This window comes from Streptomyces sp. NPDC096013, assembly GCF_044763565.1.
Taxonomy (GTDB): domain Bacteria; phylum Actinomycetota; class Actinomycetes; order Streptomycetales; family Streptomycetaceae; genus Streptomyces.
Genome location: NZ_JBIWGK010000005.1, coordinates 41,281 through 65,807, shown reverse-complemented (window position 1 = coordinate 65,807; position 24,527 = coordinate 41,281). Strand labels below are relative to the sequence as shown.

At 71.1% G+C, this 24,527-nt stretch carries 25 protein-coding genes; 17 read left to right on the top strand and 8 right to left on the bottom strand.

The genetic code is table 11. The features are described 5' to 3' along the window. Positions 1–10: 10 nt before the first annotated feature. From ribH to ACIRB1_RS18340, 6 genes are all read left to right on the top strand, one after another. The gene (gene ribH / locus ACIRB1_RS18365; RefSeq protein ID WP_403466260.1) at positions 11–496 is read left to right on the top strand and encodes a 6,7-dimethyl-8-ribityllumazine synthase; all 486 of its coding nucleotides are present in this window, start codon (positions 11–13) and stop codon (positions 494–496) included. A gap of 34 nt (positions 497–530) precedes the next feature. Next, positions 531–803: a phosphoribosyl-ATP diphosphatase gene (locus tag ACIRB1_RS18360; RefSeq protein ID WP_018534786.1), complete on the top strand. Its 273-nt coding sequence runs from the start codon at positions 531–533 to the stop codon at positions 801–803. 59 nt (positions 804–862) lie between these two features. Beyond that, positions 863–1,720, top strand: coding sequence for an ATP phosphoribosyltransferase (gene hisG / locus ACIRB1_RS18355; protein WP_352180471.1), 858 nt, complete (start codon positions 863–865; stop codon positions 1,718–1,720). Between the two features lie 26 nt (positions 1,721–1,746). Next, positions 1,747–2,190 carry a PH domain-containing protein gene (locus tag ACIRB1_RS18350; RefSeq protein ID WP_403466259.1) on the top strand — a complete coding sequence of 148 codons (444 nt, stop codon included), beginning with the start codon at positions 1,747–1,749 and terminating at the stop codon, positions 2,188–2,190. A 175-nt stretch (positions 2,191–2,365) separates the two neighbouring features. Then, positions 2,366–3,700 carry a hemolysin family protein gene (locus ACIRB1_RS18345; RefSeq protein ID WP_403466258.1) on the top strand — a complete coding sequence of 445 codons (1,335 nt, stop codon included), beginning with the start codon at positions 2,366–2,368 and terminating at the stop codon, positions 3,698–3,700. Beyond that, positions 3,697–4,794: a hemolysin family protein gene (locus ACIRB1_RS18340; protein WP_403466257.1), complete on the top strand. Its 1,098-nt coding sequence runs from the start codon at positions 3,697–3,699 to the stop codon at positions 4,792–4,794. The genes ACIRB1_RS18345 and ACIRB1_RS18340 overlap by 4 nt, the downstream gene beginning before the upstream one ends. A 112-nt stretch (positions 4,795–4,906) precedes the next feature. Here the strand turns inward: ACIRB1_RS18340 and ACIRB1_RS18335 are convergent, their stop codons facing one another. Together ACIRB1_RS18335 and ACIRB1_RS18330 are read right to left on the bottom strand one after the other, a co-directional pair. Then, positions 4,907–6,766, bottom strand: a complete 1,860-nt coding sequence (locus ACIRB1_RS18335; protein WP_352180475.1) for an AAA family ATPase — start codon at positions 6,764–6,766, stop codon at positions 4,907–4,909. A gap of 433 nt (positions 6,767–7,199) precedes the next feature. Next, positions 7,200–7,820, bottom strand: a complete 621-nt coding sequence (locus ACIRB1_RS18330; RefSeq protein WP_403466256.1) for a uridine kinase — start codon at positions 7,818–7,820, stop codon at positions 7,200–7,202. 235 nt (positions 7,821–8,055) lie between these two features. Between ACIRB1_RS18330 and ACIRB1_RS18325 the strand changes: the two genes are divergently transcribed. The 4 genes from ACIRB1_RS18325 to ACIRB1_RS18310 all read left to right on the top strand — a co-directional run bounded on the left by ACIRB1_RS18325 (position 8,056) and on the right by ACIRB1_RS18310 (position 11,854). Further along, positions 8,056–9,423: a peptidase C39 family protein gene (locus tag ACIRB1_RS18325; protein ID WP_403466255.1), complete on the top strand. Its 1,368-nt coding sequence runs from the start codon at positions 8,056–8,058 to the stop codon at positions 9,421–9,423. 116 nt (positions 9,424–9,539) lie between these two features. Then, the gene (locus tag ACIRB1_RS18320) at positions 9,540–9,686 is read left to right on the top strand and encodes an SCO1431 family membrane protein (RefSeq protein WP_352180478.1); all 147 of its coding nucleotides are present in this window, start codon (positions 9,540–9,542) and stop codon (positions 9,684–9,686) included. A 65-nt stretch (positions 9,687–9,751) separates the two neighbouring features. Beyond that, positions 9,752–10,411: a TetR/AcrR family transcriptional regulator gene (locus ACIRB1_RS18315; protein WP_352180479.1), complete on the top strand. Its 660-nt coding sequence runs from the start codon at positions 9,752–9,754 to the stop codon at positions 10,409–10,411. A 228-nt stretch (positions 10,412–10,639) separates the two neighbouring features. After that, a complete protein-coding gene (locus tag ACIRB1_RS18310) occupies positions 10,640–11,854 on the top strand; it encodes an acyl-CoA dehydrogenase family protein (protein WP_403466254.1) in 1,215 nt (404 codons plus the stop codon). A 68-nt stretch (positions 11,855–11,922) separates the two neighbouring features. On the opposite strand, the gene ACIRB1_RS18305 is transcribed toward ACIRB1_RS18310, so the two are convergent. Further along, positions 11,923–12,162: a hypothetical protein gene (locus ACIRB1_RS18305; RefSeq protein ID WP_352180481.1), complete on the bottom strand. Its 240-nt coding sequence runs from the start codon at positions 12,160–12,162 to the stop codon at positions 11,923–11,925. Between the two features lie 141 nt (positions 12,163–12,303). On the opposite strand from ACIRB1_RS18305, the gene ACIRB1_RS18300 reads away from it, so the two are divergent. Both ACIRB1_RS18300 and ACIRB1_RS18295 read left to right on the top strand, forming a co-directional pair. Beyond that, entirely contained in the window at positions 12,304–13,404 is a 1,101-nt protein-coding gene (locus ACIRB1_RS18300) for a hypothetical protein (RefSeq protein ID WP_403466253.1), read from the top strand. A gap of 61 nt (positions 13,405–13,465) precedes the next feature. Next, entirely contained in the window at positions 13,466–14,560 is a 1,095-nt protein-coding gene (locus ACIRB1_RS18295; protein WP_403466252.1) for a phosphotransferase family protein, read from the top strand. A 10-nt stretch (positions 14,561–14,570) separates the two neighbouring features. Here ACIRB1_RS18295 and ACIRB1_RS18290 read toward each other — a convergent pair whose 3' ends face one another. After that, positions 14,571–15,005: a hypothetical protein gene (locus ACIRB1_RS18290; RefSeq protein ID WP_403466251.1), complete on the bottom strand. Its 435-nt coding sequence runs from the start codon at positions 15,003–15,005 to the stop codon at positions 14,571–14,573. Between the two features lie 269 nt (positions 15,006–15,274). Between ACIRB1_RS18290 and ACIRB1_RS18285 the strand changes: the two genes are divergently transcribed. From ACIRB1_RS18285 to fxsA, 4 genes are all read left to right on the top strand, one after another. Then, the gene (locus tag ACIRB1_RS18285) at positions 15,275–15,715 is read left to right on the top strand and encodes an Lrp/AsnC family transcriptional regulator (RefSeq protein ID WP_266766881.1); all 441 of its coding nucleotides are present in this window, start codon (positions 15,275–15,277) and stop codon (positions 15,713–15,715) included. 47 nt (positions 15,716–15,762) lie between these two features. Further along, positions 15,763–17,364 (top strand): amidohydrolase, encoded by a 1,602-nt coding sequence (locus tag ACIRB1_RS18280; RefSeq protein WP_403466250.1) that lies wholly within the window; start codon positions 15,763–15,765, stop codon positions 17,362–17,364. A 530-nt stretch (positions 17,365–17,894) separates the two neighbouring features. Continuing rightward, positions 17,895–18,707: a polyprenol monophosphomannose synthase gene (locus ACIRB1_RS18275; protein ID WP_352180486.1), complete on the top strand. Its 813-nt coding sequence runs from the start codon at positions 17,895–17,897 to the stop codon at positions 18,705–18,707. 72 nt (positions 18,708–18,779) lie between these two features. Then, on the top strand, positions 18,780–19,337 hold the full coding sequence (fxsA, locus tag ACIRB1_RS18270; RefSeq protein WP_403466249.1) for an FxsA family membrane protein: 558 nt from the start codon (positions 18,780–18,782) through the stop codon (positions 19,335–19,337). 105 nt (positions 19,338–19,442) lie between these two features. Here the strand turns inward: fxsA and ACIRB1_RS18265 are convergent, their stop codons facing one another. The 4 genes from ACIRB1_RS18265 to ACIRB1_RS18250 all read right to left on the bottom strand — a co-directional run bounded on the left by ACIRB1_RS18265 (position 19,443) and on the right by ACIRB1_RS18250 (position 22,880). Next, the gene (locus ACIRB1_RS18265; protein WP_003977404.1) at positions 19,443–19,817 is read right to left on the bottom strand and encodes an RNA polymerase-binding protein RbpA; all 375 of its coding nucleotides are present in this window, start codon (positions 19,815–19,817) and stop codon (positions 19,443–19,445) included. A 255-nt stretch (positions 19,818–20,072) separates the two neighbouring features. Then, positions 20,073–21,422, bottom strand: coding sequence for an MFS transporter (locus ACIRB1_RS18260; RefSeq protein ID WP_403466248.1), 1,350 nt, complete (start codon positions 21,420–21,422; stop codon positions 20,073–20,075). A gap of 40 nt (positions 21,423–21,462) precedes the next feature. Continuing rightward, on the bottom strand, positions 21,463–22,230 hold the full coding sequence (locus ACIRB1_RS18255; protein WP_328832694.1) for a glycerophosphodiester phosphodiesterase: 768 nt from the start codon (positions 22,228–22,230) through the stop codon (positions 21,463–21,465). Beyond that, positions 22,227–22,880 carry a YitT family protein gene (locus ACIRB1_RS18250; protein WP_403466247.1) on the bottom strand — a complete coding sequence of 218 codons (654 nt, stop codon included), beginning with the start codon at positions 22,878–22,880 and terminating at the stop codon, positions 22,227–22,229. Before ACIRB1_RS18250 ends, ACIRB1_RS18255 begins: the two co-directional genes overlap by 4 nt. Before the next feature lie 100 nt (positions 22,881–22,980). Here ACIRB1_RS18250 and ACIRB1_RS18245 point away from each other — a divergent pair, with 100 nt between their 5' ends. Next, positions 22,981–24,480, top strand: a complete 1,500-nt coding sequence (locus ACIRB1_RS18245) for a PLP-dependent aminotransferase family protein (RefSeq protein WP_403466246.1) — start codon at positions 22,981–22,983, stop codon at positions 24,478–24,480. The last annotated feature ends 47 nt before the right edge of the window (positions 24,481–24,527 follow it).

The following is a 24,527-nucleotide window of genomic DNA, read 5'->3' as shown; positions in this document are numbered from 1 at the left end:
ACAAGAGAACGTGAGCGGCAAGGGCGCACCCGAACTGTCCGTACGCAACGTCGGAGACCTGCGGGTCGCCGTCGTCGCGGCGCAGTGGCACGAAAAGGTGATGGACGGTCTCGTGGACGGCGCCCTGCGCGCCCTGCACGACCTGGGGATCGACGAGCCGACCCTCCTCAGGGTCCCCGGCAGCTGGGAACTCCCGGTCGTGGCCAAGGTGTTGGCGGGCCGGGGCTACGACGCGATCGTCGCCCTCGGCGTCGTGATCCGCGGCGGCACCCCGCACTTCGAGTACGTGTGCCAGGGCGTGGTCCAGGGCCTCACCCAGGTCTCGGTGGAGACCGGCGTCCCGGTCGGCATGGGCGTGCTGACCTGCGACACCGAGGAGCAGGCCCTGGACCGGGCCGGCCTGGATGGCTCGAACGAGGACAAGGGGCACGAGGCGGTGACGGCCGCGGTGGCGACGGCGGCCACGCTCCGCTCAGTATCTGAACCGTGGCGTTAAGCCCACGATTGTTTGCAATAGGGTGGGCAGCACCATGTCCAATAAGACGTTCGAGGAGCTCTTCACCGAGCTCCAGCAGAAGGCCGCCACCGGCGACCCCGCCACTTCCCGCACCGCAGAGCTGGTCGGCAAGGGCGTCCATGCCATCGGCAAGAAGGTCGTCGAAGAGGCCGCAGAGGTCTGGATGGCCGCAGAGTACGAGGGCAAGGAGGCGGCCGCCGAGGAGATCTCGCAGCTGCTCTACCACGTCCAGGTGATGATGGTCGCCCGCGGAATCTCGCTGGACGACGTCTACGCCCACCTGTAAAAACCCCTGAGAACCGTTTCAGGCAGTTCACCCCTTTTCACGCGAAGGAAGCCGACCTCATGCTGCGCATCGCCGTCCCCAACAAGGGTTCCCTGTCAGGACCTGCGGCGGACATGCTGCATGAGGCCGGCTACCAGCAGCGCCGGGAGTCCAAGGAACTGCGGATCGTCGACCCGGTCAACGAGGTCGAGTTCTTCTACCTCCGCCCCCGCGACATCGCGATCTACGTCTCCTCCGGCCGCCTCGACATCGGCATCACCGGCCGTGACCTGCTGATCGACTCGGCCGCGAGCGCCGAGGAGATCCTCCCGCTCGGCTTCGCCCGCTCCACGTTCCGCTTCGCCTCCAAGCCCGGCGCCGCGAGCAGCATGGCGGACCTCAAGGGCAAGACGGTCGCCACCTCGTACGAGGGCATCGTCGCCAAGCACCTCGCGGACAGCGGCATCGACGCCTCCGTCGTCCACCTCGACGGAGCCGTGGAGACCGCCATCGAGCTGGGCGTCGCCGAGGTCATCGCGGACGTCGTCGAGACCGGCACCAGCCTGCGCAACGCGGGCCTAGAGGTCTTCGGCGACCCGATCATGAAGTCCGAGGCGGTCGTCATCCGCCGCAAGGACGCGCCGACGGACGACACCGCCGAGCCCAAGGTCCAGCAGTTCCTGCGCCGCCTCCAGGGCGTCCTGGTCGCCCGGACGTACGTGATGATGGACTACGACTGCCGCGTCGAGCAGTTGGAGAAGGCCGTCGCGCTCACCCCCGGCCTGGAGTCCCCGACCGTCTCCCCGCTGCACAACGAGGGCTGGGTGGCCGTCCGCGCGATGGTCCCCGCCAAGGAGGCGCAGCGGATCATGGACGACCTGTACGACATCGGCGCCCGGGCCATCCTGACGACGGCCATCCACGCCTGCCGTCTCTGAGGAACACGCCGAGGATCACGCCGACCATGTCCGAACTCCCCACCCTGCCGGTCACGTTCCGGCCGGGCCGCACCCGTGCCGTGCTGCTCACCGCGGGCCTCGCGATCTTCGTCGTCATCACGACCGTCGCGATGCTCCTGGAGCAGCTCACCCCGGGGGAGAAGCTCAGCTTCGTCCTCACCGGCGCCCTTCTCTTCGCCGTGCTGGCCCTGCTCGCCCGGGTGAAGGTCGTCGCCGACGAGACCGGTGTCACCGTCGTGAACATCGTCAGCAGGCGCCGGCTCGCCTGGGCCGAGATCCTCCAGGTGAATCTGCGCCCCGGCGATCCCTGGGTCTTCCTCAACCTCAGCGACGGCACCAGCCTGCCCGTTCTCGGGATTCAGCCCGGTATCGCCAAGGCGCGGGCCATCGCCGACGCGCGCACTCTGCGGGCCCTCGCCGAGGACCGGTCGCTGAGGGATCTGCCGTAGATGGCCATGTCTTGATTAATCTGTTGTCGGTGGCGTTTTCCTCGCGCCTCCGCCACCGGCATTCCCCCCTGTTTCCCCGAGGCCCCCTGCTACCCGAGGAGTGACTCCCTCCAGCGATGGACGGATCGTCCTGTAGTACCTGCGCCGCCCCCTCCCGACCTCTTGAGGCGGCGGCATGACCATCCCCTTGTTGCTCCTCGGAGCGGCGATCCTGCTGATTCTCGCCAACGGCTTCTTCGTGGCGGCCGAGTTCGGGCTCGTCACCGTGGAGCGTCCCGAGGCCGAGAAGGCCGCCGCCGAGGGCGACCGACGGGCCGCCACGGTCGTCGAGTCGCTCAAGGAGCTGTCCTTCCAGCTCTCCGGCACCCAGCTCGGCATCACCATCACCTCCCTGGTCGTCGGCATGCTCGCCGAACCGGCCCTCGCGGAGCTGCTGCACGGCCCGTTCAGCGCGATCGGCGTCCCCGAGGGCGCCGTCTCCGGCGTCGCCGTGGTCGTCGGCATGCTGCTGGCCTCGGCCGTGCAGATGGTGATCGGCGAACTCGTGCCCAAGAACTGGGCGGTGTCCCGGCCGCTCCAGGTCGCGCGTTTCGTCGCCGCCCCGCAGCACGCCTTCGCGAAGCTGTTCCGCCCGGTGATCTCCGCCCTGAACACCGTCGCCAACAAGCTCGTCCGCGCGCTCGGCGTCGAGCCCGCCGAGGAGCTGGCCTCGGCCCGCACCCCCGGCGAACTCGTCTCCCTGGCCCGGCACTCGGCACAGGCCGGCACGCTGGAGCAGGACACCGCCGATCTCTTCGTACGGACCCTGTCGCTGGGCGAGTTGACCGCGCAGCACGTCATGACCCCGCGCGTGAAGGTCAGCGCGTTGCAGTCGTCGGCGACGGCCGAGGACGTGGTCAACCTGACCCGCGCCACCGGTCTGTCCCGCTTCCCCGTCTACCGCGAGAAGATCGACGAGATCGTCGGCATGGTCCACCTCAAGGACGCGCTGGCCGTGCCCGCGCACGACCGGCTGCGCACCTCCGTCACCACCATCGCCAAGTCCCCGCTGCTGGTCCCCGAGACCCTGCCCGTCCAGCCCCTGCTGGGCCGGCTGCGCAGCGAACAGCCGATCGCCGTCGTCGTCGACGAGTACGGCGGTACGGCCGGGGTGGTCACCCTGGAGGACATCGTCGAGGAACTCGTCGGCGAGGTCCGCGACGAGCACGACGGCCTGGACGTCCCCGAACTCGCCGCGGCCCCGCCCGAGGACGGCAAGCCCGCCTGGGACGCCGACGGCAGCTGCCGGGTCGACATCCTCCAGCGCATAGGCCTCGACGTGCCCGAGGGCCCGTACGAGACGGTCGCCGGCCTGGTCGCCGACCTCCTCGGCCGCATCCCGGCCCCCGGCGACAAGGCCGAACTCCCCGGCTGGCGCCTGTCGGTCCGCCAGGTGGGCCACTACCGCGCCGAACGCGTCCGCCTCGTCCGCACGGTGCCCGCGGTCAACGTCATGGAGGCGGCCCGATGACCGTCCTCCAACTCCTCTTCGCCGTCCTGCTGGTGCTCGCCAACGGCTTCTTCGTCGGCGCCGAGTTCGCCCTCGTCTCCGTCCGCCGCAGCCAGATCGAACCCCTCGGCACGGCCCGCGCCCGCCAGGTCCTCTACGGCCTGGAGCGGCTGCCGCAGATGATGGCGGCGGCCCAATTCGGCATCACCGTCTGCTCGTTGACGCTCGGCGCGGTCGCCGAGCCGACGGTCGCGCATGTGCTGGAGCCGGTCTTCGAGTGGATGCACCTGCCCGAGGGCATGATCCACCCCCTCGGCTACATCCTCGCGCTGGCGGCCGTGGTCTTCTTCCACCTCGTCATCGGCGAGATGGTCCCGAAGAACCTCGCGATGGCGGCGCCGGAGAAGGCCGCGATGTGGCTCAGCCCCGGCCTGGTCGCCTTCGCCCGCGTCTGCAAGCCGATCACCGTGGCCCTCGGCGCCGTCGCCCAGGGCATCCTGCGGCTCTTCCACGTCGAGCCCAAGGACGAGGTCGAGGCCGTCTTCACCAGCGAACAGCTCAATCGCCTGGTGGAGGACTCGGGGCAGGCCGGTCTCCTCGACCCCGAGGAGCAGGAACGCCTGGAAGACGCCCTGGAGCTGGGCTCCCGCCCGGTCACGGACGTCCTCCTGCGCCGCGAGGGCCTGGTGACGGTCAGCCCCTCGGTCACGCCCGGCGAGATCGTCGCCCTCACCGCCCGCACCGGCTACTCCCGCTTCCCCGTCGCCACGGAGACCGGTGCCTTCATGGGCTACCTCCACGTCAAGGACGTCCTGGACCTGGAGGAGTCCGAGCGGGCGGTCCCGCAGCAGATCTGGCACCCCATGACGACCCTGCGGGCCGAACTCCCCCTGGACGACGCCCTCACGGTCATGCGCCGGGCAGCCACCCACCTGGCCCAGGTCGCCGACGCCTCCGGCAAGGTACTGGGCCTGGTGGCGATGGAAGACGTCCTGGAACTCCTGGTGGGCGAGGTCAACGACCCGGCCCACCGGGACATACCGGCACAGCCGAGAGCGACGGAAGCAAAGCAGGTGCTGGCGAGTCACGACCTGAAGCCAACGGTTCGTGCCTGACGCACGGCTCCCCGCGCCCCCCCGCTTTTCAGGGGCGCGGGGAACTGCGCGACCAGCCACGACGGCGCCGCGGCCGCGAGACAACAGATCCACCCCACCCGGTGCGTACCGCTCAGCCGCCGGTGGGCCCTCGCCCCGACAACACCTCGCCGTACGCCTGCATCAGATCCGGCAACCGCAGCGTCGACAGGTCGTCCCGAGACAGCATCCCGGGATACACCGACAGCCGCAGATCCCGGTACGCGCAGCTCTTCTCGTACAGCGTGCGCAAAAACCGCCCGTTCCCGAGCTCGTCGATCCACCCCTGATCCACGACATGCCCGGCGATCGACCGCAACTCGTCGAGCGCCTCCTCGTCCCAGATGTCCCCGTTCTCCGCCGCCAACACCTCACCGATGGAGGTGAGTTCAAGCGGCCGGTACGAGGGAAAGTCGACCCGCGTGGTGAACCGGGACGACAGCCCGGGGTTCGCGGCGAGCAGCCGGTCCATCCCCTCGGGATACCCGGCGAGGATCACCACGAGGTGATCGCGGTTGTCCTCGGCCCGCTTCAACAGCACTTGCAGGGCCTCGTCGCCGTACGCGTCGCCCTTGCCGTAGCCGGAGTTGGAGAGCGAGTAGGCCTCGTCGACGAAGAGGACGCCACCGATCGCGGAATCGATCAACTCGTTGGCCTTCACGGCCGTTTGACCGAGGTACTCACCGACCAGGTCGGCCCGCTGAGCCTCGACGAGATGATCTCCGCCGAGCAGCCCGAGGGCGTAGAAGACCCGCCCCAGAATGCGCGCCACGGTCGTCTTGCCGGTACCCGACGGCCCGGAGAAGACGAAGTGCCGTTTCGGCGGCTGGACCGGCAGCCCCTGCCCCGCGCGCAGCCGCGCCATGTTCAACTGGGCCGACAGCGCCTTGACTTGGCGCTTCACCGGCTCCAGCCCCACCATGCGCTCCAGTTCGTTGAGCGCCTCCTCCAGCAGGACGGGATCGGTGGGACCGGTCGGCAGCGGCGGCACCGGCACCGAGGTCTTCTCGCGCACCGAGTCGCCCGCGGAGGCCAGCGGTCCGGTCGGCGGGGGACCGGGCTCCGACAGCTTCAGCTCCCGCCCCTCCGCGCCGAACAGCGGATCGAGCCCGTCCGGCCCCTCCAGCGCGTCCTGCCCACCGGACAGCGTGATCGCCGCGAGGTCGGTCACGTCCTCGGAGCCGTCGTACCCGTCGGAGTCGGTGATCGCGGCGAGCCGCGCCGAGGTGTCCATGAACGCCGGGTCGACGCGGTGCACCGCCCGGTACAGGGGGAGCGCGGCGGCGCTGCGCCCGGTGCCCTCGTGGGCCCGTGCCAGCCAGTACCGCAGCTCCTTGCGCTGCGGCTGTTCGCTGCGGCAGCGCATCAGCGCGGAGGAGAGCAGCGGTTCGGCCTGGCCGTACATCTCCAGCCGGACCCGGGCCATCCCGCCGAACAACCCGGCCTCGATGCCCAGGAGTTGGTCGTTGATCAGCGGGTCGGTGTGCCGGACCAGCTGCTCCCAGTCCTTGACCAGATAGGCGCGGCACGCGTGCAGGAAGCGGACCTGGTGGTCGGTGTCCACGGGCGGCAGTCCGGCCAACGCCCGGTCCAGCTCCGGCACATGGCGGCCGTCCAGCCAGTGCGAGGCGTGCGCGAGCAGCAGATCACGCGGGCTCTCCAGCACGGGCTGGACCCACCAGCCCAGCCAGTACCAGGAGTTGAGCGTACGGCGGTGCCTGGTGCGCTGTTCCCCGAAGCGTTCCCGGTGCCGGTACATCCGCAGCAGCGCGGTCGTCGTGTCGACGCGCAGCGCGTGCAGTCCCAGCCAGCCGTCGGCCATCCCGGGGTCCATCCGGACCGCGGTGCGGAACTCCTCCTCCGCCTGCGGATAAGCGCCCATCGTGTAGGCGTCCACGCCTCGCAGCCACGCGAGGTCGGCCGGGGCCTCGGGGCCCTGCGTGCCGAAGTCCATCACGTCCCCCCACAAACCGTGCCCCCGTTGGTTCGCCGCCGGGCCGGCGCCCGTCGGCAGTCTGGGTCGAACCGCTGTGCCGTGGACGGGAGTTGCCGTGGTGCGCGAAGCAGCCGTCCGATGGTCGCACCCTGGGCATCGTACCTGCGGGGCAGTCGCCCATCTAAGGGTGCCGCACAGGCCGTTTGACGAGGTGGGAGCAGATGGGGCGCACTCAGGACGGTGACCCAGGGTGAGCAAATCACGGCTCGTGGCGGCCGGAAAACGCGCTGGGAGCAGAACGAAGCCCCCGATCACGGGGGAACAACCGGGGGCTTCGCGACTCTGGGCGGCTTCGAACGGCCGCACATTCAGAACGTAAGACCTGTACGGCCCCTGGGTCAAGCCGAGTTGAGGCACTCGGACAAGTTCGGCCGGAAGGGTCTTCACAAGTTCAGCACACTGCGGGCGGTCCGTCACCGTGGGTCACCTCGCGGTCCGGTCCAACCGTCCCGGAAGGCCCCTTGAGCACCTCGTACCCCTTGCTCAACTGCCGTACCAGGAAGTCCGCATGGGGGCGCGAAGGGTCTTTGGCGAAGTGTTCGCGCTCCGCCCGGACCCACCCGTCCCAGAAGTCCCGCTGCTCCGCCCCGTCCCGCGCCCGCCCCCGCGTCCAGGCCTCCTCGCGGGGCAGCTCCATCCACAGCAGCCCCGCGAGGAACGGGCGCACCGCGCGGCGTCCGGCGCCGACGCCCTCGACGAGGACCACCGGCGCGGGCGGCAGCGCGCGAGGCGTCGTGAAGCGGCGGGCGTGCCAGTCGTAGGGGGCGTAGTACGCGGTCTCGCCGCGGCCGAGCGGGGTGATCACCTGGCTCAGCAGTCGGCCGGTCCAGTCGAACAGTTCGTCGTGGGTGGCGAGGTCGTCCAGGTGCAGGACGGGGGCGCCGCCCAGGGCCTCGGCGAGCCGTCCGGCGAAGGTGGACTTCCCGGACCCCGCGTGTCCGTCGACGCCGACGAGCCGGACCGGGCCGCAGGACGGGGGCAGGAGGCCCAGGCGATGGGCGAGGTCGTGCATGACTGGTCCCGGGAGGTCGTGGGGCGGGTGATGCCGCAGGTCGCCGGGCCAGTCTAGAGAGAGGCGGCTCCCGTCCCAGGTCATGCCACTGGTCGATACCAATATTGCTTGGTGTGGCGAGGTTCGAAGTGCTGGCAGCGGGGTGCCCTGTGTGTCCATAGTGGGCGCACAGTCGTCCATCGGAACTGTCCCGATGGATCAGTCCCGACTCGGAACACCCGGGGGTCTTCCGCCCATGAGCAGAGCCGAACAGCCGTCCCGCAGAACCGTCCTGGCCGCCGCGGTCGCCGCCGCCGTGGTGAGCGGGGCGGGCCCGGCGGTCGCCGCGACCGCGCGCGTCAACGACGCCGCCGACTCCGACGGCGTGCCGTCGCGTCTGGTCGACAACCACGCCTGGACCTCCTACGCCGACTGGCGCGCCGGCACCGCCCGGGGCACCCGCGCCGTCGCGGGCTCCCGCCCGGGTCTCGCCATCGCCGCCGCCCTCGGCAGCGTCGACTACACGGACCCGCACACCCAGAAGACGGCGGCCTGGGAGTACGCGACCTGGACGTCCCCCGTCCACAGGCTCTCCGTCCCGGCGACGGAGACCATCGCGTCCTGGAACGCGCACACCCCGGCCGGCACCTGGATCCAGGTCGAGCTGCACGGCACGTACTCGGACGGCACGGAGACGCCCTGGTACGTGATGGGCCGCTGGGCGGCCGGCGACGAGGACATCAAGCGGACCTCCGTCGACGGGCAGACGGACGGCAAGTCCACGATCTGGACGGACACCTTCGCGATCGACGACGCGACGACGGGCCTGCGCCTCGCGTCGTACCAGCTCCGATTGACCCTCTACCGCAAGCCCGGCACCAAGCTCACCCCCGTGGTGTGGCGGCTCGGCGCGATGGGCTCGGACATCCCGGACCGCTTCACCGTTCCGGCCTCGACTCCCGGTCTGGCGCAGGAGTTGATCGTCCCGCGCTACTCGCAGGAGCTCCACGTCGGCCAGTACCCCGAGTACGACAACGGCGGCGAGGCCTGGTGCAGCCCCACCTCCTCGCAGATGATCATCGAGTACTGGGGCGGTCGGCTCACCCCGGAGCAACTCGCCTGGGTGGACCCGGCGTTCGCCGACCCGCAGGTCTGCAACGCGGCCCGCTTCACCTACGACTACCAGTACGAGGGCTGCGGCAACTGGCCGTTCAACGCCGCCTACGCGGCGACGTACAAGGGCCTCCAGGGCGTGGTCACCCGGCTCGGTTCGCTCGGTGACCTGGAGACGCTGATCGCGGCGGGCATCCCGGCCATAACGTCCCAGTCGTTCCTGGCCACCGAACTGACCGGCGCGGGCTACGGCACCTCGGGCCACCTGATGACCGTGATCGGGTTCACGGCGGACGGGGACGTGATCGCCAACGACCCCAACTCGCCCACCGATCCGGCCGTCCGCCGCGTCTACAACCGGCGCGAGTGGGAAAATATCTGGCTGCGTACCAAGCGGTACAACGCCTCCGGCAAGCTCTCCTCCGGCACCGGAGGCGTCTGCTACCTCTACTTCCCGGCGGAGCCGACCGCCCGCCAGCGCAAGGCCCTCGGGGCGGTGGGCGTCCGCTGATCCCGCGCCGGAGACCGAGGTCCCTGTGACCAAGGTCTCCGGCGCAAAAGCCGACAGGGATGGCAAGGTGGACGAAACGGGGGAGTCCATCGCACATCCGACCTCTGCGAGCCACCATGACCGCACACTCAGCCGGCGCCGCCCGCACCCGTACCCGCACCGGCGGCCCCAAGGACGACGGCCCGAAGATCGCCGAGCACATCATGGGCTGGACGCTCGTCGTGGTGATCGCGATGCTCGTGACCCAAATCGGCCTGCTGTGACCTGCTCCATACGCGACCTGCCATACTGCGGTTGACCAAGCCCAGTTGGAGAGCCAGAGTCGAAATTGGAAATCAGCGAGCAGCGTGACGTCGGACGTCCTCGGGCGCGCGGTACCGAGCGCTCTCTGGCGCGCCGCGCCGAACTCATCACCATCGGCCGGAAGTTGTTCGCCGACACGTCCTACGACGCGCTGTCCATGGACGACATCGCGCGGCAGGCCCATGTCGCCAAAGGGCTGATCTACTACTACTTCCAGTCCAAGCGCGGCTACTACCTGGCGATCATCAACGACTCGGTCGCCGACCTGGTGACCTTCGCGGCGAGCGGTCTCGAACTGCCCCAACTCGACCGCGTACAGCGGACGATGGACAGCTATCTGCGCTGGGCCGAGCACAACCAGGCCGCGTACCGCACCATCGTGAGCGGCGGTGTCGGCTTCGACACCGAGGTGCACGCCATCCGCGACGGAGTGCGCGCGGCGATCGTCGCCACCATCGCCGAGGGGGCGTACGGCCGCACCGACATCTCCCGGCTCGCCCGTATGGCCCTCTTCGGCTGGGTGTGCAGCGTCGAGGGCGCGACCCTGGAATGGATCAGCACCTCCGACCTCTCCCGCGAGACGATGCGCGAACTCCTCGTGAAGACCCTCGGCGGCACCCTGCGTGCCATCGAGGAACTGGACCCCGCGTACCCGACGCCGAAGCCCGCCCGCAGGGATGGCTGAAACGGCGCTCCCGCCGTGTTCCGGACGACCGGGTTATTCTTGAAGTGAGCGGTCGTTAACTGGTGACGCGAGACCTCCGATCGGGCATACTCACAGCGCAGAGCCGCTGGTCAGCCGCTTCCGAGACCCGGAAGCGGGAGCAGTGGCCGTACCGCGCGATACCCGGCGGAGCCGCCTCGACCCAAGGCGACGCCCGCCGCCGTGCCCGACAGGGAGGAGAGCGTCGCCATGCCCGACCGCGCCCCGCAGCCGGTGGACCGGCAGCTGCCCACGGACGAGGCCCGGGATCTGATCTCGCTGGCCCGCGACATCGCGCAGCGAGAGATCGCCCCGAGGGCGGCCGAGGAAGAGGACGCCGGACACTTCCCGCGCGAGATCTTCACCCTGCTCTCCCGGTCGGGACTGCTCGGCCTCCCGTACGACTCGGAGTACGGCGGCGGCGACCAGCCGTACGAGGTCTACCTCCAGGTCCTCGAAGAACTCGCGGCGGCCCGTCTCACCGTCGGCCTCGGCGTCAGCGTGCACTCGCTGTCCTGCCACGCACTGGCCAACTACGGCACCAAACAGCAGCAGGTCGAGCACCTCCCCGCGATGCTCGGCGGCGGTCTGCTCGGCGCCTACTGCCTCTCCGAACCGTCCTCCGGCTCCGACGCGGCCTCCCTGCGCACGAAGGCGGTGCGAGACGGCGGCCACTCCCGGTCGAGCGAAGCCGAGACGGGCGGAGACTGGGTGATCGACGGCACCAAGGCTTGGATCACACACGGCGGCATCGCCGACTTCTACACGGTCATGGCCCGCACCGGCGAGGACGGACCGCGCGGGATCAGCGCCTTCCTGGTGCCCGGCGACGCGGCCGGCCTCAGCGGCGGAGTACCGGAGAAGAAGATGGGCATGAAGGGCTCGCCCACCGCCCAGGTCCACTTCGACGGCGTCCGCGTCCCCGACGAGCGCCGCATCGGCGAGGAGGGCCAGGGTTTCGCGATCGCCCTGTCCGCGCTGGACTCCGGCCGACTCGGCATCGCGGCCTGCGCGATCGGCCTGGCCCAGGCGGCACTTGACGAGGCGCTGGCCTACGCGACCGGCAGGCAGCAGTTCGGCCGCCCGATCTCCGACTTCCAGGGCCTGCGCTTCATGCTCGCCGACATGGCCACCCAGATCGAGGCGGGCCGCGCCCTCTATCTGGCGGCGGCCCGGCTGCGCGACGCGGGCCGTCCGTTCGCCAAGCAGGCGGCCATGGCCAAACTCCACTGCACCGACACCGCGATGAAGGCCACCATCGACGCCGTCCAGGTCCTCGGCGGCTACGGCTACACCTCGGACTTCCCGGTCGAGCGCTACATGCGCGAGGCCAAGGTCCTACAGATCGTCGAGGGCACGAACCAGATCCAGCGGATGGTCATCGCCCGCCACCTGGCAGGCCCGGAGGCCCACCGGGCCGGCTGACGCCCGAGGTCCGTCCGGGGCCCCGGACCGCCGCGGTCCCGGTCCCCCGAGGGAGAACCCAACGCCGGTCAGGCGCCGTTGACCCCCTCCGCCCTGACCCACCGGGCGGACCCCGCCGGCGCCACCAGCCGCGCCCACTCCGGGTCGTGACGCCCCGGCAGGGTGCGGCCCCGGTCGGCCCAACTGCGCATGAGATCACGGTAGATGGGCGGGTCCTGGGGCTGCGGCGGCGCGGGCGGAACCGATTCTGCCGGTACGGGGACGTAGCTACGGCGCTGATGTCCGGTCGGCGCATAGGTGGCAGTCATACCAAGGCAACGTAAAGGCGCGTCGGCAGGTCACCGGTGCTCGGAATCGAGCGTACGTTCACCGGCGTACGGCTCCCGGGTCTGGCTACCGCACGAAACCTGACGTACCGTCACCTTCACTGTCCCCAGGGGAGGTTAGCCGTGGCAGACGACCGTCCCGTGCCCCTCGACGAGTACCCCGTGCATCAGGTGCCCCTGTCGATGAAGCACACGGCGACCGGCGACCGGAACGCCTACGACCGCTGCATCTTCCACGTTCTCGACCACGAGGGCCGCGCCCTGCTCATCCTCGGCCTCGGCGTCTACCCCAACGTCGGGGTGATCGACGCCTACGCCACCCTCCGCACCGGCGACACCCTCCACGCGGTCCGCGCCTCGGACGCCCTCGGCGACGACCGCATGCGCCTCGCGGTCGGCCCCCTGCGCATCGAGGTCGAGGAACCCCTGCGCAGGCTCCGCCTCCGCTGCGAGAGCGACTCCCTCTCGTACGACCTCACGTGGACCGCCGAGTTCCCCGCTCTCTGGGAACCCCACCACGTCCAGTACCGCGGCGACCGGCTCACCCTCGAAGGGCGCCGGTTCGTCCAGGCGGGTGGGGCGGAGGGCGTGATCCGCGCCGGTGACGAGGAGTTCCGGGTCTCCCCGGGCGGCTGGACCGGTACCAGGGACCGGAGTTGGGGGGTGCGGCCGATCCCCGGCGAGGAGGGCGGCCGGCTCGCCGAGGACCACCCGACCGAGGGCTTCCACTGGATCTGGTGCCCCGTCCGCTTCGAGGACCGCTTCCTCATGGTCGTCGTCCAGGAGGACGCCGACGGCTACCGCACCCTGAACGACGCGACCGTCGTCCGCCCCGGTCACCGCGACCGCCAACTCGGCTGGCCCCAGGCCGAGATCGCCTACCGCTCCGGCACCCGTCACCCCGAGCGCGCCGTCATCCACCTCGGCGACACCCGCAAACCCCAGGAACTCGGCGTCGAGATCCTGACCTCCTCGCCCCTGGCGATCGGCGCCGGCTATCCACCCGCCGACGACTGGCAGCACGGCACCTGGCGGGGCCGCGCCTGGACCGACAGCCGCACCTACGACCTCACCCGGCCCGCGCCACTGGCCACCTACGGCGTCACGGACCACGCGGCCCGCTTCCGCCTCGACGGTCAGGTGGGCCACGGCATCTTCGAACACGGCTCCTTCGGCCGCCACGACCCGAGCGGCTTCACGGGCTTCGACTCGGTCGCGCCGTAGGGGAGCCGGCAGGGCCTCGCGGTAGTGCGGCATCGCGGAGACGAAGCAAGGGAGTTGAGACATGGCGACAGCACCCCGCCCCCGCACCACCACCCGGGACCCCGAGGAACTCGCCCACCGGCTCACCGCCTGGCTCGGTGCCCGGCTGCCCGGTGCCAAGGCGGTCGACATCAGGGTTCCCGCGTCGAACGGCATGTCGAGCGAGACCTTGCTGTTCGACATCGAGCATCCCGAACCCCCGCTCCGCGCCTGCGCGTTGAGGCTCGCGGCCGATCCGGCGGCGTACACCGTCTTCCCGGTCTACGACATCCCGCGCCAGTTCCGGACCATGCGCCTGGTCGCCGACCGGACCGATCTGCCGGTGCCGGACGTGCGCTGGCTGGAGGAGGACCCCGGCCCGCTCGGCGCGCCGTTCTTCGTCATGGAGCGTGCCGAGGGGCGGGTGCCGCCTGACGTCATGCCCTATACGTACGAGGGCAATTGGCTGCACGCGGCGACCGACGCGGAGCGCGAACACCTGGAGGCCGCCTCGGTGGCGCTCATCGCCCGCCTGCATGACCAAGTCCCGGTGTCCGAGGCCGAGTTCCTCACCCTTCCGGGTGACGGCGACGCACTGACCCGTCATGTGGCATCCCAACGGGCGTACTACGCATGGGTGGTTGGCGGTATCGCCCGCTCACCCCTCATCGAGAGCGCCTTCGACCGGCTCACCGACCTCTGGCCGGCCGATCCCGGCGAACCGGTCCTCAACTGGGGTGACGCCCGCATCGGGAACGTCGTCTACGACGGGTTCGACCCCGTCGCCGTCCTCGACTGGGAGATGGCGGCCCTGGCCCCGCGCGAGGTGGACCTCGGCTGGACCGTCTATCTGCACCGCTTCTTCCAGGACCTGACGGTCGCCTTCGGCCAGCCGGGGCTGCCGGAGTTCTTCCGCCGGGACCGGGTGGAGGCGCGGTACGCCGAACTCACCGGCCACACCCCGCGCGACATGGAGTTCTACACCCTGTACGCGGCCCTGCGGCACGCGATCGTGATGCTCCGTATCGCCTACCGGCAGGTGCACTTCGGCGAGGCGGACATCCCGGCGGACCCGGACACACTGATCCTGCACCACGGCAGTCTGCGGGCCATGGTGCAGGGCAGCTACTGGGGTTGAGCGAGCGCGCTCAGGCGGCGCGGCGCAGGTCCGGCAGGCGCATCGGGCGCGAGCTGGGACCGCCGACGTGCGAGAAGGGCTGCGTCCGCCAGTCGAGGCCCTGAGGGAGCGTCAACAGCAGGGCGGTGTCCTGCTCCTGGGGCTCCGCGGACTCGTCGGCGGAGCGGGCGTCGGCCGCCTCACGGCCCGTACCGGCACAGACCGTCAGCCCGAACGGGTTCCACGGCGAGGCGCACAGCGCGTGCTCCGGCAGGACCTCCTCGTCGGCGAGGAGCGCGATGGGCTGCACGCAGTCCGGGCAGATCACCCGGTACATCTCGAAGGTGTCGTACACATCGAGGTCGTCGGAGTCGAAGCCGTCCGGTTCGACGCCCTCCGGCTCGGGCTCGACGACGAGTTGCGGCCGCTTGGGCGCGGTGCGTCCAGGGCGCTTGAGACTCTGCATGGGTTTCTCCCCCTACTGGGCTGGGCCGTGAAGGCGCTGCGGCCTCGACCACAGCAAGCACTTCCCGTCCCGTCTCCGCGGTAATCACGAGACCATCACGGAGACCGTCCGGGACCTGTGGCGTTCGTCACATGCCGCCCGCAGGTGCCCGGTGCGGTGTTTTTGTCCCCAGCCGTCTCACCAGCCGCTCCCGGCCACATCACGAACCGGGTATGACCTGCGCCGCTGAGGTATCGGTGGAGATCAGACGCACTGTAGGTTCTTGCGTCATGGAGGAGCTGGACCGACAAATCGTGCAGCTGCTCGTCAAGGACGGGCGGATGAGCTACACAGACCTGGGCAAGGCCACGGGCCTGTCCACGTCGGCCGTGCACCAGCGGGTGCGCCGGCTGGAGCAGCGGGGCGTCATCCGCGGGTACGCCGCGGTCGTCGACCCGGAGGCGGTGGGGCTGCCCATGACCGCCTTCATCTCGGTGAAACCGTTCGACCCCAGCGCCCCCGACGACATCGCGGACCGGCTCTCCGACGTCCCCGAGATCGAGGCCTGCCACAGCGTCGCGGGCGACGAGAACTACATCCTCAAGGTGCGGGTCGCCACCCCGCACGAACTGGAGGAACTGCTGGCCAGGCTGCGCGGCCTGGCGGGCGTCTCGACGCGGACCACGGTGGTGCTGTCGACGCCGTACGAGGCGCGTCCGCCCCGCATCTGACCGACCTGGGTTCGGGGCGGTGCCGGTGAGGCGCGAGACTGTTCCCCATGAGTGAGCGCACCCCCGAGCCGTCGACCGTCCTGCTCCGCCGCGGCGAAGTCCACAGTCCCGCCGATCCCTTCGCGACCGCGATGGTCGTGGAACGCGGCCAGGTCGCCTGGGTCGGCTCCGAGGGCGCCGCCGACGCCTTCGCGGACGGCGTCGACGAGGTGGTCGACCTGGACGGCGCGCTGGTCACCCCGGCGTTCACCGACGCACACGTCCACACCACGGCCACCGGCCTCGCGCTCACCGGCCTCGACCTGTCCGACGCGCCGTCCCTGGACGCGGCCCTGTCCCTGGTCCGGGACTTCGCCGCCGCCCGCCCGGCCGACCGCGTCCTGCTCGGCCACGGCTGGGACGCCGCCCGCTGGCCCGGGGGCCGCCCGCCGACCCGCGCCGAACTCGACACGGCGACCGGCGGACGCCCGCTCTACCTCTCCCGCATCGACGTCCACTCCGCCGTCGTCACCTCTGCCCTGCTCGACCTCGTCCCCGGCCTCGACGCACCCGACGGCCCCCTCACCGCCGACGCCCACCACGCCGTCCGCTCCACCGCGCTCGCCGCCATCACACCGGCGCAGCGCGTCGAGGCCCAGCGCACCGCCCTCGCCCGCGCGGCCTCCCTGGGCGTCGGCTCGGTCCACGAGTGCGCGGGCCCGGACATCTCCTCCGAGGACGACTTCACCGGCCTGCTGCGGCTCGCCGCCGAGGAGCCGGGGCCGCGTGTCGTCGGCTACTGGGCCGAGCAGGACGTCGAGAAGGCGCGGGAACTGGGCGCCGCAGGAGCGGCCGGGGATCTGTTCGTGGACGGGGCGCTCGGGTCGCACACCGCGTGTCTGCACCAGCCGTACGCCGACGCCGGGCACGGGGGCATCGCCTACCTCGACGCGGACGCCGTCGCCGCGCATGTCGTCGCCTGCACCGAGGCGGGGCTCCAAGCGGGCTTCCACGCCATCGGGGACGCCGCCGTGACCGCGGTGGTCGAGGGGGTACGGGCCGCCGCCGAGAAGGTCGGCCTGCCCCGCGTCCGCGCCGCCCGTCATCGCGTCGAACACGCCGAGATGCTCACCCCGGAGACGATCGCCGCCTTCGCCGAACTGGGGCTGACCGCTTCCGTGCAGCCCGCCTTCGACGCGCTGTGGGGCGGCGAGGAGGGCATGTACGCCCAGCGGCTCGGCGTGGAGCGGGCGCGTGCCCTGAACCCCTTCGCCGCCCTGCTGCGGGCCGGGGTGCCGCTCGCCTTCGGCTCGGACAGCCCGGTCACCCCGATCGACCCGTGGGGCACGGTCCGCGCCGCCGCGTTCCACCGTACGGCTGAACATCGCGTCTCGGTCCGGGCCGCGTTCACCGCACATACGCGGGGCGGCTGGCGCGCCGTGGGACGGGACGACGCGGGTGTTCTGGTCCCGGGCGCGCCCGCCGACTACGCCGTCTGGCGGACCGACGCCCTGGTCGTGCAGGCGCCCGACGACCGGGTCGCGCGCTGGTCGACCGACCCGCGCTCCGGCACACCCGGACTGCCCGATCTGACACCGGGCGGTGAACTCCCCGTCTGCCTGCGCACGGTCGTGGGCGGACGGACGGTGTTCGTACGGCCGGGCGAGTGATCTCCCGGGGTGGCGCGCCCCCGATCCGGGGCCGCCGCTCCGTCGCACGACCTGCGCGTCCTCTGCCCTGACCAGCCGGTCGAGGGGGAAAGGCCAGGTCAAACGAGTGTTGACAGGCGGGCGCAGGGGGCCGGTAGGTTCGTCCGAGTCCACCACCGGACGCCCGACCGGGGAACCTCCGAGCACTCGTCGGAGCGCCGCTGGGTCAGGGTCGGTGCCGCACCGGGCACCGTCACTGGGAGCCAGGCTCAGCGCCCGCGCCACGGCGAGGGAACGTTCCGGCCGGTCGGCTGGTGTGACCCGGGTGGGGCCCGGACGTCCAGTAGACAACGGCCTTGGTCGACCCGCAGCCGGCGGGTCCCAGGTCGGCCCGAAGGGCGCCGGGCCCCCATCCGTAGTAGGCGGGTGCCAAAAGGGGCAGTCTTACCCCGTTCTTGTCGAATCGACACCACCGTACGAACGACGTGGCACGTCATCCCAGGCCGCGGCCACTATGGTGGACGCCTGCGTACGGACATGAAGGGGCAGCAGTGAACGACGGCGACGGAGCCCTCGCGGCACAGGCCCAGGGGCGGAAGTTCGGCCCGCTCGGCACGGCCTTGGTGATCATCCCGACCTACAACGAGGCGGAGAACATCAAGTCCATCGTCGGTCGGGTGCGGAAGTCGGTCCCCGAGGCTCATGTCCTCGTGGCCGACGACAACAGCCCCGACGGCACCGGCAAACTTGCCGATGAGCTGGCGGCCGAGGACGAACAGGTCCAGGTGCTGCACCGCAAGGGCAAGGAGGGCCTCGGCGCCGCGTACCTCGCGGGCTTCCGCTGGGGCATCGAGAACGGCTACGGCGTCCTCGTCGAGATGGATGCGGACGGCTCCCACCAGCCCGAGGAGCTGCCCCGGCTGCTCACCGCGCTCAAGGGCGCGGACCTGGTGCTCGGCTCCCGCTGGGTGCCCGGCGGCCGGGTGGTGAACTGGCCGAAGTCCCGGGAGTTCATCTCCCGCGGCGGCAGCCTCTACTCGCGTGTGGCACTCGACCTGCCGCTGCGCGACATCACGGGTGGCTATCGCGCCTTCCGCCGCGAGACCCTCGAAGGCCTCGGCCTGGACGACGTGGCCTCCCAGGGCTACTGCTTCCAGGTGGACCTGGCCCGCCGTGCCGTCAAGGCCGGCTATCACGTCGTCGAGGTCCCCATCACCTTCGTGGAGCGCGAACTCGGCGACTCCAAGATGAGCCGCGACATCCTCGTCGAGGCCCTGTGGCGGGTCACGACCTGGGGCGTGGGCGAGCGCGTCGGCAAACTCCGCGGCCGCGCCAACCCCGGAGGAAAGCCCGCACAGCCGTAGCCCGGCGACCTCACAGGTCTCGTTGATCGTCCGCTTATCCCGCACTGAGCCGGGCCCAGGCACACTGGACGTATGACGACTGGCGCACCCACCCCTTCCTCCGCCGCCCGGCCTCCGCGTTCCCGGCTGCGTACGTTCCTGCCGTTGGGCATCGCCGTGTGGCTGGTGCTGGAGATCTGGCTGCTGACCGTGGTCGCGGGCGCGTCGAGCGGGCTCACGGTCTTCCTGCTGCTGCTCGCCGGGTTCGTGCTCGGTGCCGTGGTGATCAAGCGGGCGGGCCGCCGGGCCTTCCAGAACCTGAGCCAGGCCGTGCAGCAGGGCACCGCCCCGGCCAGCGGCGGTGGCAGCGGCCTGATGATGCTGGGCGGGCTGCTGCTGATGATCCCCGGCCTGATCTCCGACGCGGCCGGTCTGCTCCTGCTGATCCCGCCGGTCCAGAAGGCCCTGGCGCGCTACGCGGAGCGCCTGGTCGAGCGGAAGCTCGGCAAGGCCACCCCCGGCACCCTCGGAGACGTCTTCCAGCAGGCCCGTATGCACCGCCCGGACGGCAAGGTCGTCCAGGGCGAGGTCATCCGTCAGGAGCCCGGCAGCGAGACCCCGCAGGGCCCGCGCCCGCCGCTCACCCGCTGACCCGGTCGCGGACAGGCAAAAGCGCGGGCGCCGTACGAATCCGTACGGCGCCCGCGCTCACTTGCTTTGTGCCTTGTGCGGTAGAACCGCTCCGCACCTTCAGGACTAGGCCGACTTGCGGCTGTCCCTCGGGTGAACCGCGATATTCATCGCGCCGGAACGGAGAACGGCAAGACGCTCCTCGAGGACCTCTTCGAGTTCCTCGCGGGTGCGCCGCTCCATCAGCATGTCCCAGTGGGTACGCGCGGGCTTGGCCTTCTTTTCCTCAGGGCCGTCGCCGTCGACCAGGAGTGCCTGGGCCCCGCAGACCTTGCACTCCCACTCCGGCGGGATCTCCGCCTCGACCGAGAAGGGCATCTCAAAGCGATGTCCCTTCTCGCATGCGTACTCCACGGCCTGGCGTGGTGCCAGGTCGATACCGCGGTCCGTCTCGTAGCTGGTCACCACGAGGCGCGTGCCGCGAAGAGCTCGCTCACTCATGAATCGTGCCTCCCGGGCTTGTCGCCCACAGGACAGGTGTCGCTGTCGTCGTCATCCGGTCAACGTCCGGTCGGCGGTAAAGATTCCCGTACGGGGTCATGCGTCGCCGTCGTAGCCGCCCCTTGTTGTACCCACCAGCGCCCGGTTTGTCACATCTACTAGCAGATGTCACCTAGCGATTCGTCATCTTTGACGCGCAGTAACGGTACGCCAGGCAGGCCAAACGCGTACACTACCGCCCTTTCGCCTCCAGCGCTAAATCCTCTCGGGAAGAGGATTGCCCGCGTCGCCGATCGCCCGCGCCACGGGGACCCGCGCGAGCAGCACGAATCCCGCCACGAAGAAGACCACCAGGGAGATGATCGCGTCCCGGTAACTTCCGGTCAGCTGGTAGGTCACCCCGAACAGAAGCGGTCCCAGCCAGCTCATGCCCCGATCGCTCATCTCGTACGCGGAGAAGTACTCGGCCTCTTTCCCGGGCGGCACCAGATGGGAGAACAGGGACCGGGACAGCGCCTGGCTGCCGCCCAGGACCAGGCCGATCCCGGCGGCCAGCACGAAGAACCAGACGGGCGCGCCGGCGGGCAGGAAGTACCCGGCGGCCAGCGTCACCGTCCACGCGATCAACGAACCGAGAATCGTCCGCTTGGCCCCGTACGCCCGGGCGAGTCGCCCCATGCCGAGCGCGCCCGCCACCGCGAGCACCTGGACCATCAGGACGGCCGTGATGAGCGTGGACTGGCTCAGGCCCAGCTCCTCGGAGCCGTACACGGACGCCTGGGAGATCACCGTCTGGATGCCGTCGTTGTAGATCAGATAGGCGAACAGGAAGGACAGGGTGAGCGGTTTGCCGCGCATGTCCCGGACGGTCGCCGCGAGCTGCCGCCAGCCCCGCGCCGTCGGCGCCTCGGACGGCGCACGGCCGCGGTCGCGCAGCCGTTTCAGCGGTACGAGGGTGAAGGCGCCCCACCAGATGCCCGCCGAGGCGAGACAGATGCGCACCGCCATCGACTCCGAGAGGCCGAACGAGTCGTGGGCGGTGAACAGGATCAGGTTCAGGACGAGGACCAGGGAGCCCGCCGCGTAGCCGAAGGCCCAGCCCCGGGAGGAGACCGCGTCGCGCTCCTCAGGAGGGGCGATCTGCGGAAGGTAGGAGTTGTACACGACCATCGAGACGGCCACCGACGAGTTGGCGACGACCAGCAGGAGGCCGCCGAGCAGATAGCGGTCGCCGTCCAGGAAGAACAGGCCCGTGGTGGCGGTCGCGCCCACATAGGCGGCCAGCGCCAGGAGGGGCTTCTTGCGGCCCGTGCGGTCGGCCGCCGCGCCCGCCAGGGGCATGACCAGGATCGACACGATGACCGACGCGGAGACGGTGTAGGCGAAGAAGGAGCCCGCCCGGACCGGTATCCCCAGGGGATGCACGAAGCCGTCCGGGTCCGCCGCCGACTTCGCGACCGAGGTCAGATAGGGGCCCAGGAACACGGTGAGCACGCTCGTGGAGTAGACGGAGCAGGCCCAGTCGTAGAAGTACCAGCCGCGCTGTTCGCGCCGCCGTTCGGCGGCCTCGTCGGCCGGCCGTGACCGCAGGGTGTCGGTACCCACCCGTGCCCTCGCTTCCCCGTGAGCGCGTCGACCCCGGGGCTCAGGCCCAGACGCCCCGCTCCACCATGACCTCGCGCAGTGTGTCGATGTGATCGGTCATGATGCCATCGACGCCCAGGTCCAGAAGCCGGTGCATGCGATCGGCCTCGTTGATGGTCCACACGTGGACCTGCACTCCACGCGCGTGTGCGGCCCGCACGAAGCTCCGGTCGACCACCGGGACGCCCGACTGCTCCTCGGGCACCTGGGCGGCGACCGCCGAGCGGCGCACCGGAAGGGGCGCGCCCCAGGACCGCAGCCGCAGGTTCAGCACCCCGCGCGTGCCGAACGACGTGGCCAGGCGCGGCCCGGCCAGGTGCTGGGCGCGGACCACGCGCTTCTCCGAGAAGGAGCCGACGAGGACGCGGTTCCAGGAGTCGGTGCGCTCCAGCAGGTCCAAGAGCGGGCGCAGCGCGGGCTCCGCCTTGATGTCCACGTTCCAGCGCACCTCGGGGAAGGTCTCCAGCAACTCCTCGAAGAGGGGCACCGGCTCCTTGCCCGCCACGCGCGCGTGGCTCACGTCCGACCAGAACAGGTCCGCGATCCGTCCGGCGCCGTCGGTGACCCGGTCCAGGGTCTCGTCGTGGAAGGCGACGAGCTTTCCGTCCGCCGTGGCGTGGACGTCGGTCTCGATGTACCGGTAGCCCAGCTCGACCGCGCGGCGGAACTGGAACACGGTGTTCTCCAGGCCGTCCGCCGCGCCGCCCCGGTGGGCGAAGGGGATCGGACCGGGGTGGTCGAGATAGGGATGACGTATGAGCGTGGTCACCGGGGCAGTATGGCCCGTTCCGGTGACCCGGTGGCTACGACCGTGCTGCCGCCGGATGCCGGCGGGGCGGCGAACACGCGCAGGAACAGCTGGGCGAGCGGGCCGATCGCCAGGGCGTACAGCAGGGTGCCGATGCCGACGGTGCCGCCGAGCGCGAAGCCGGTGGCCACGACCGCGACCTCGATCGCCGTCCGGATCAGCCGGATGGACCGGCCGGTGCGCTGGTGCAGCCCGGTCATCAGCCCGTCGCGCGGTCCGGGACCGAAGCTCGCGGAGATGTAGAGCCCGGTGGCCACCCCGTTGAGGACGATGCCCGCCAGCAGCAGCGGAATCCGTACGGCCAGGCCGTGCGCGTCGGGCAGCAGCGCGAGCGTGCCGTCCATGGCCAGGCCGACCACGAACACGTTGGAGACCGTGCCCAGGCCCGGGCGCTGGCGCAGCGGAATCCACAGGAGCAGCACCGCCGCGCCCACGATGATCGAGACGACGCCGATCGTCAGGCCGGTGAGTTCGGCGAGGCCCTGATGCAGCACGTTCCAGGGCTCCAGTCCCAGACCCGAGGCCACCAGGAGCGCCGAACTGGCGCCGTAGAGCGCGAGTCCGACGTAGAGCTGGACCAACCGTCGCCCGAGACGGTTCCGCGTGGACAAAGGGTGCCCCCTGGTGGTGGTAGTGGCCTGACGCGTGTCACTCTGTGGCTTGAGAACGCAGGCCATCCATGGCCAATTCCAGGAAGGTGGACTGGTTTCCATGGCGCAGTGGACCTCGGCGATGGGCGCCGCGCAGCTGGCCCGGCTGCTCAACTCCCAGCAGGACCGCCCGGCCGGGCCCGGCACCCGCCGCCCGCCCGCCTACCGGGCGCTCGCGGACGGCATCCGGCTGCTCGTGCTGGAGGGCCGCGTCCCGGTGGCCGCCCGGCTGCCCGCCGAACGGGAACTGGCCCTCGCGCTCTCCGTCAGCCGCACCACCGTCGCCGCCGCCTATGAGGCGCTGCGCGCCGAAGGGTTCCTGGAGTCCCGGCGCGGGGCCGGGAGCTGGACCGCCGTACCGGCCGGAAACCCGCTCCCCGCGCGCGGGCTGGAGCCGTTGCCCCCGGAGGCGCTCGGTTCGGTGATCGACCTGGGCTGCGCCTCGCTGCCCGCGCCCGAGCCGTGGCTCACCCGGGCCGTGCAGGGCGCCCTGGAGGAGCTGCCGCCGTACGCCCACACGCACGGCGACTACCCGGCCGGGCTGCCCGCGCTGCGCGCGATGATCGCCGAGCGGTACACCCTGCGCGGCATCCCGACCATGCCCGAGCAGATCATGGTCACGACCGGTGCGATGGGCGCCATCGACGCCATCTGCCACCTCTTCGCGGGGCGCGGCGAGCGGGTCGCCGTCGAGTCGCCGTCCTACGCCAACATCCTCCAGCTGATGCGGGAGGCGGGCGCGCGACTGGTGCCCGTGGCGATGGCGGACGGGCTCTCCGGCTGGGACATGGACCGCTGGCGGCAGGTCCTGCGGGACGCGGCGCCCCGGCTCGCGTACGTCGTCGCGGACTTCCACAACCCGACCGGCGCCCTCGCCGACGACGACCAGCGGCGCCAGCTCGTCGACGCGGCCCGCTCGGCGGGCACCGTGCTCGTCGCCGACGAGACGATGACCGAGCTGTGGCTGGACGAAGGCGTCGACATGCCCAGGCCCGTCTGCGGCTTCGACCCGGCCGGCTCGACGGTGATCACCGTGGGCTCCGCCAGCAAGGCCTTCTGGGCGGGCATGCGCATCGGCTGGGTCCGCGCGGCCCCCGACGTCATCCGCAGCCTGGTCGCCGCCCGCGCCTACGCCGACCTCGGCACCCCCGTGCTGGAACAGCTCGCCGTCAACTGGCTGTTCAGCACCGGCGGCTGGGAGCAGGCCGTCGACATCCGGCGCGCCCAGGCCCGCGAGAACCGGGACGCGCTGGTCGGCGCGCTGCGACGGCAGCTGCCCGACTGGGAGTTCGAGGTGCCCCGGGGCGGGCTCACGCTCTGGGTGCGCACCGGCGGACTGTCGGGCTCACGGCTCGCCGAGATGGGGGAGCGGGTGGGCCTGCGGGTCCCGTCCGGGCCGCGTTTCGGTGTCGACGGTGCCTTCGAGGGGTATGTGCGGCTGCCGTTCACCGTGGGCGGCGCGGTGGCCGAGGAGGCGGCGGTACGGCTGGCCGCGGCGGCCCGGCTGGTGGAGAACGGCGTCACCGGGGGCGGCGACTCGCCGCGCACGTTCGTGGCGTAGAGAGCCTCCGGACGCCGGTTTTGGTGCGGGCGACTTCCGGCCGCCCG

What these genes read in the sequence shown, in the direction of transcription:
- ACIRB1_RS18325 (WP_403466255.1), top strand. Translation starts at nt 8,056, where the DNA reads ATGAGCAGAGCCGAACAGCCGTCCCGCAGAACCGTCCTGGCCGCCGCG.
- ACIRB1_RS18305 (WP_352180481.1), bottom strand. Translation starts at nt 12,162, where the DNA reads ATGACTGCCACCTATGCGCCGACCGGACATCAGCGCCGTAGCTACGTC.
- ACIRB1_RS18340 (WP_403466257.1), top strand. Translation starts at nt 3,697, where the DNA reads ATGACCGTCCTCCAACTCCTCTTCGCCGTCCTGCTGGTGCTCGCCAAC.
- ACIRB1_RS18265 (WP_003977404.1), bottom strand. Translation starts at nt 19,817, where the DNA reads ATGAGTGAGCGAGCTCTTCGCGGCACGCGCCTCGTGGTGACCAGCTAC.
- ACIRB1_RS18360 (WP_018534786.1), top strand. Translation starts at nt 531, where the DNA reads ATGTCCAATAAGACGTTCGAGGAGCTCTTCACCGAGCTCCAGCAGAAG.
- fxsA (WP_403466249.1), top strand. Translation starts at nt 18,780, where the DNA reads ATGACGACTGGCGCACCCACCCCTTCCTCCGCCGCCCGGCCTCCGCGT.
- ACIRB1_RS18245 (WP_403466246.1), top strand. Translation starts at nt 22,981, where the DNA reads ATGGCGCAGTGGACCTCGGCGATGGGCGCCGCGCAGCTGGCCCGGCTG.
- hisG (WP_352180471.1), top strand. Translation starts at nt 863, where the DNA reads ATGCTGCGCATCGCCGTCCCCAACAAGGGTTCCCTGTCAGGACCTGCG.
- ACIRB1_RS18335 (WP_352180475.1), bottom strand. Translation starts at nt 6,766, where the DNA reads ATGGACTTCGGCACGCAGGGCCCCGAGGCCCCGGCCGACCTCGCGTGG.
- ACIRB1_RS18295 (WP_403466252.1), top strand. Translation starts at nt 13,466, where the DNA reads ATGGCGACAGCACCCCGCCCCCGCACCACCACCCGGGACCCCGAGGAA.
- ACIRB1_RS18310 (WP_403466254.1), top strand. Translation starts at nt 10,640, where the DNA reads ATGCCCGACCGCGCCCCGCAGCCGGTGGACCGGCAGCTGCCCACGGAC.
- ACIRB1_RS18320 (WP_352180478.1), top strand. Translation starts at nt 9,540, where the DNA reads ATGACCGCACACTCAGCCGGCGCCGCCCGCACCCGTACCCGCACCGGC.
- ACIRB1_RS18330 (WP_403466256.1), bottom strand. Translation starts at nt 7,820, where the DNA reads ATGCACGACCTCGCCCATCGCCTGGGCCTCCTGCCCCCGTCCTGCGGC.
- ACIRB1_RS18285 (WP_266766881.1), top strand. Translation starts at nt 15,275, where the DNA reads ATGGAGGAGCTGGACCGACAAATCGTGCAGCTGCTCGTCAAGGACGGG.
- ACIRB1_RS18290 (WP_403466251.1), bottom strand. Translation starts at nt 15,005, where the DNA reads ATGCAGAGTCTCAAGCGCCCTGGACGCACCGCGCCCAAGCGGCCGCAA.
- ACIRB1_RS18280 (WP_403466250.1), top strand. Translation starts at nt 15,763, where the DNA reads ATGAGTGAGCGCACCCCCGAGCCGTCGACCGTCCTGCTCCGCCGCGGC.
- ACIRB1_RS18350 (WP_403466259.1), top strand. Translation starts at nt 1,747, where the DNA reads ATGTCCGAACTCCCCACCCTGCCGGTCACGTTCCGGCCGGGCCGCACC.
- ACIRB1_RS18345 (WP_403466258.1), top strand. Translation starts at nt 2,366, where the DNA reads ATGACCATCCCCTTGTTGCTCCTCGGAGCGGCGATCCTGCTGATTCTC.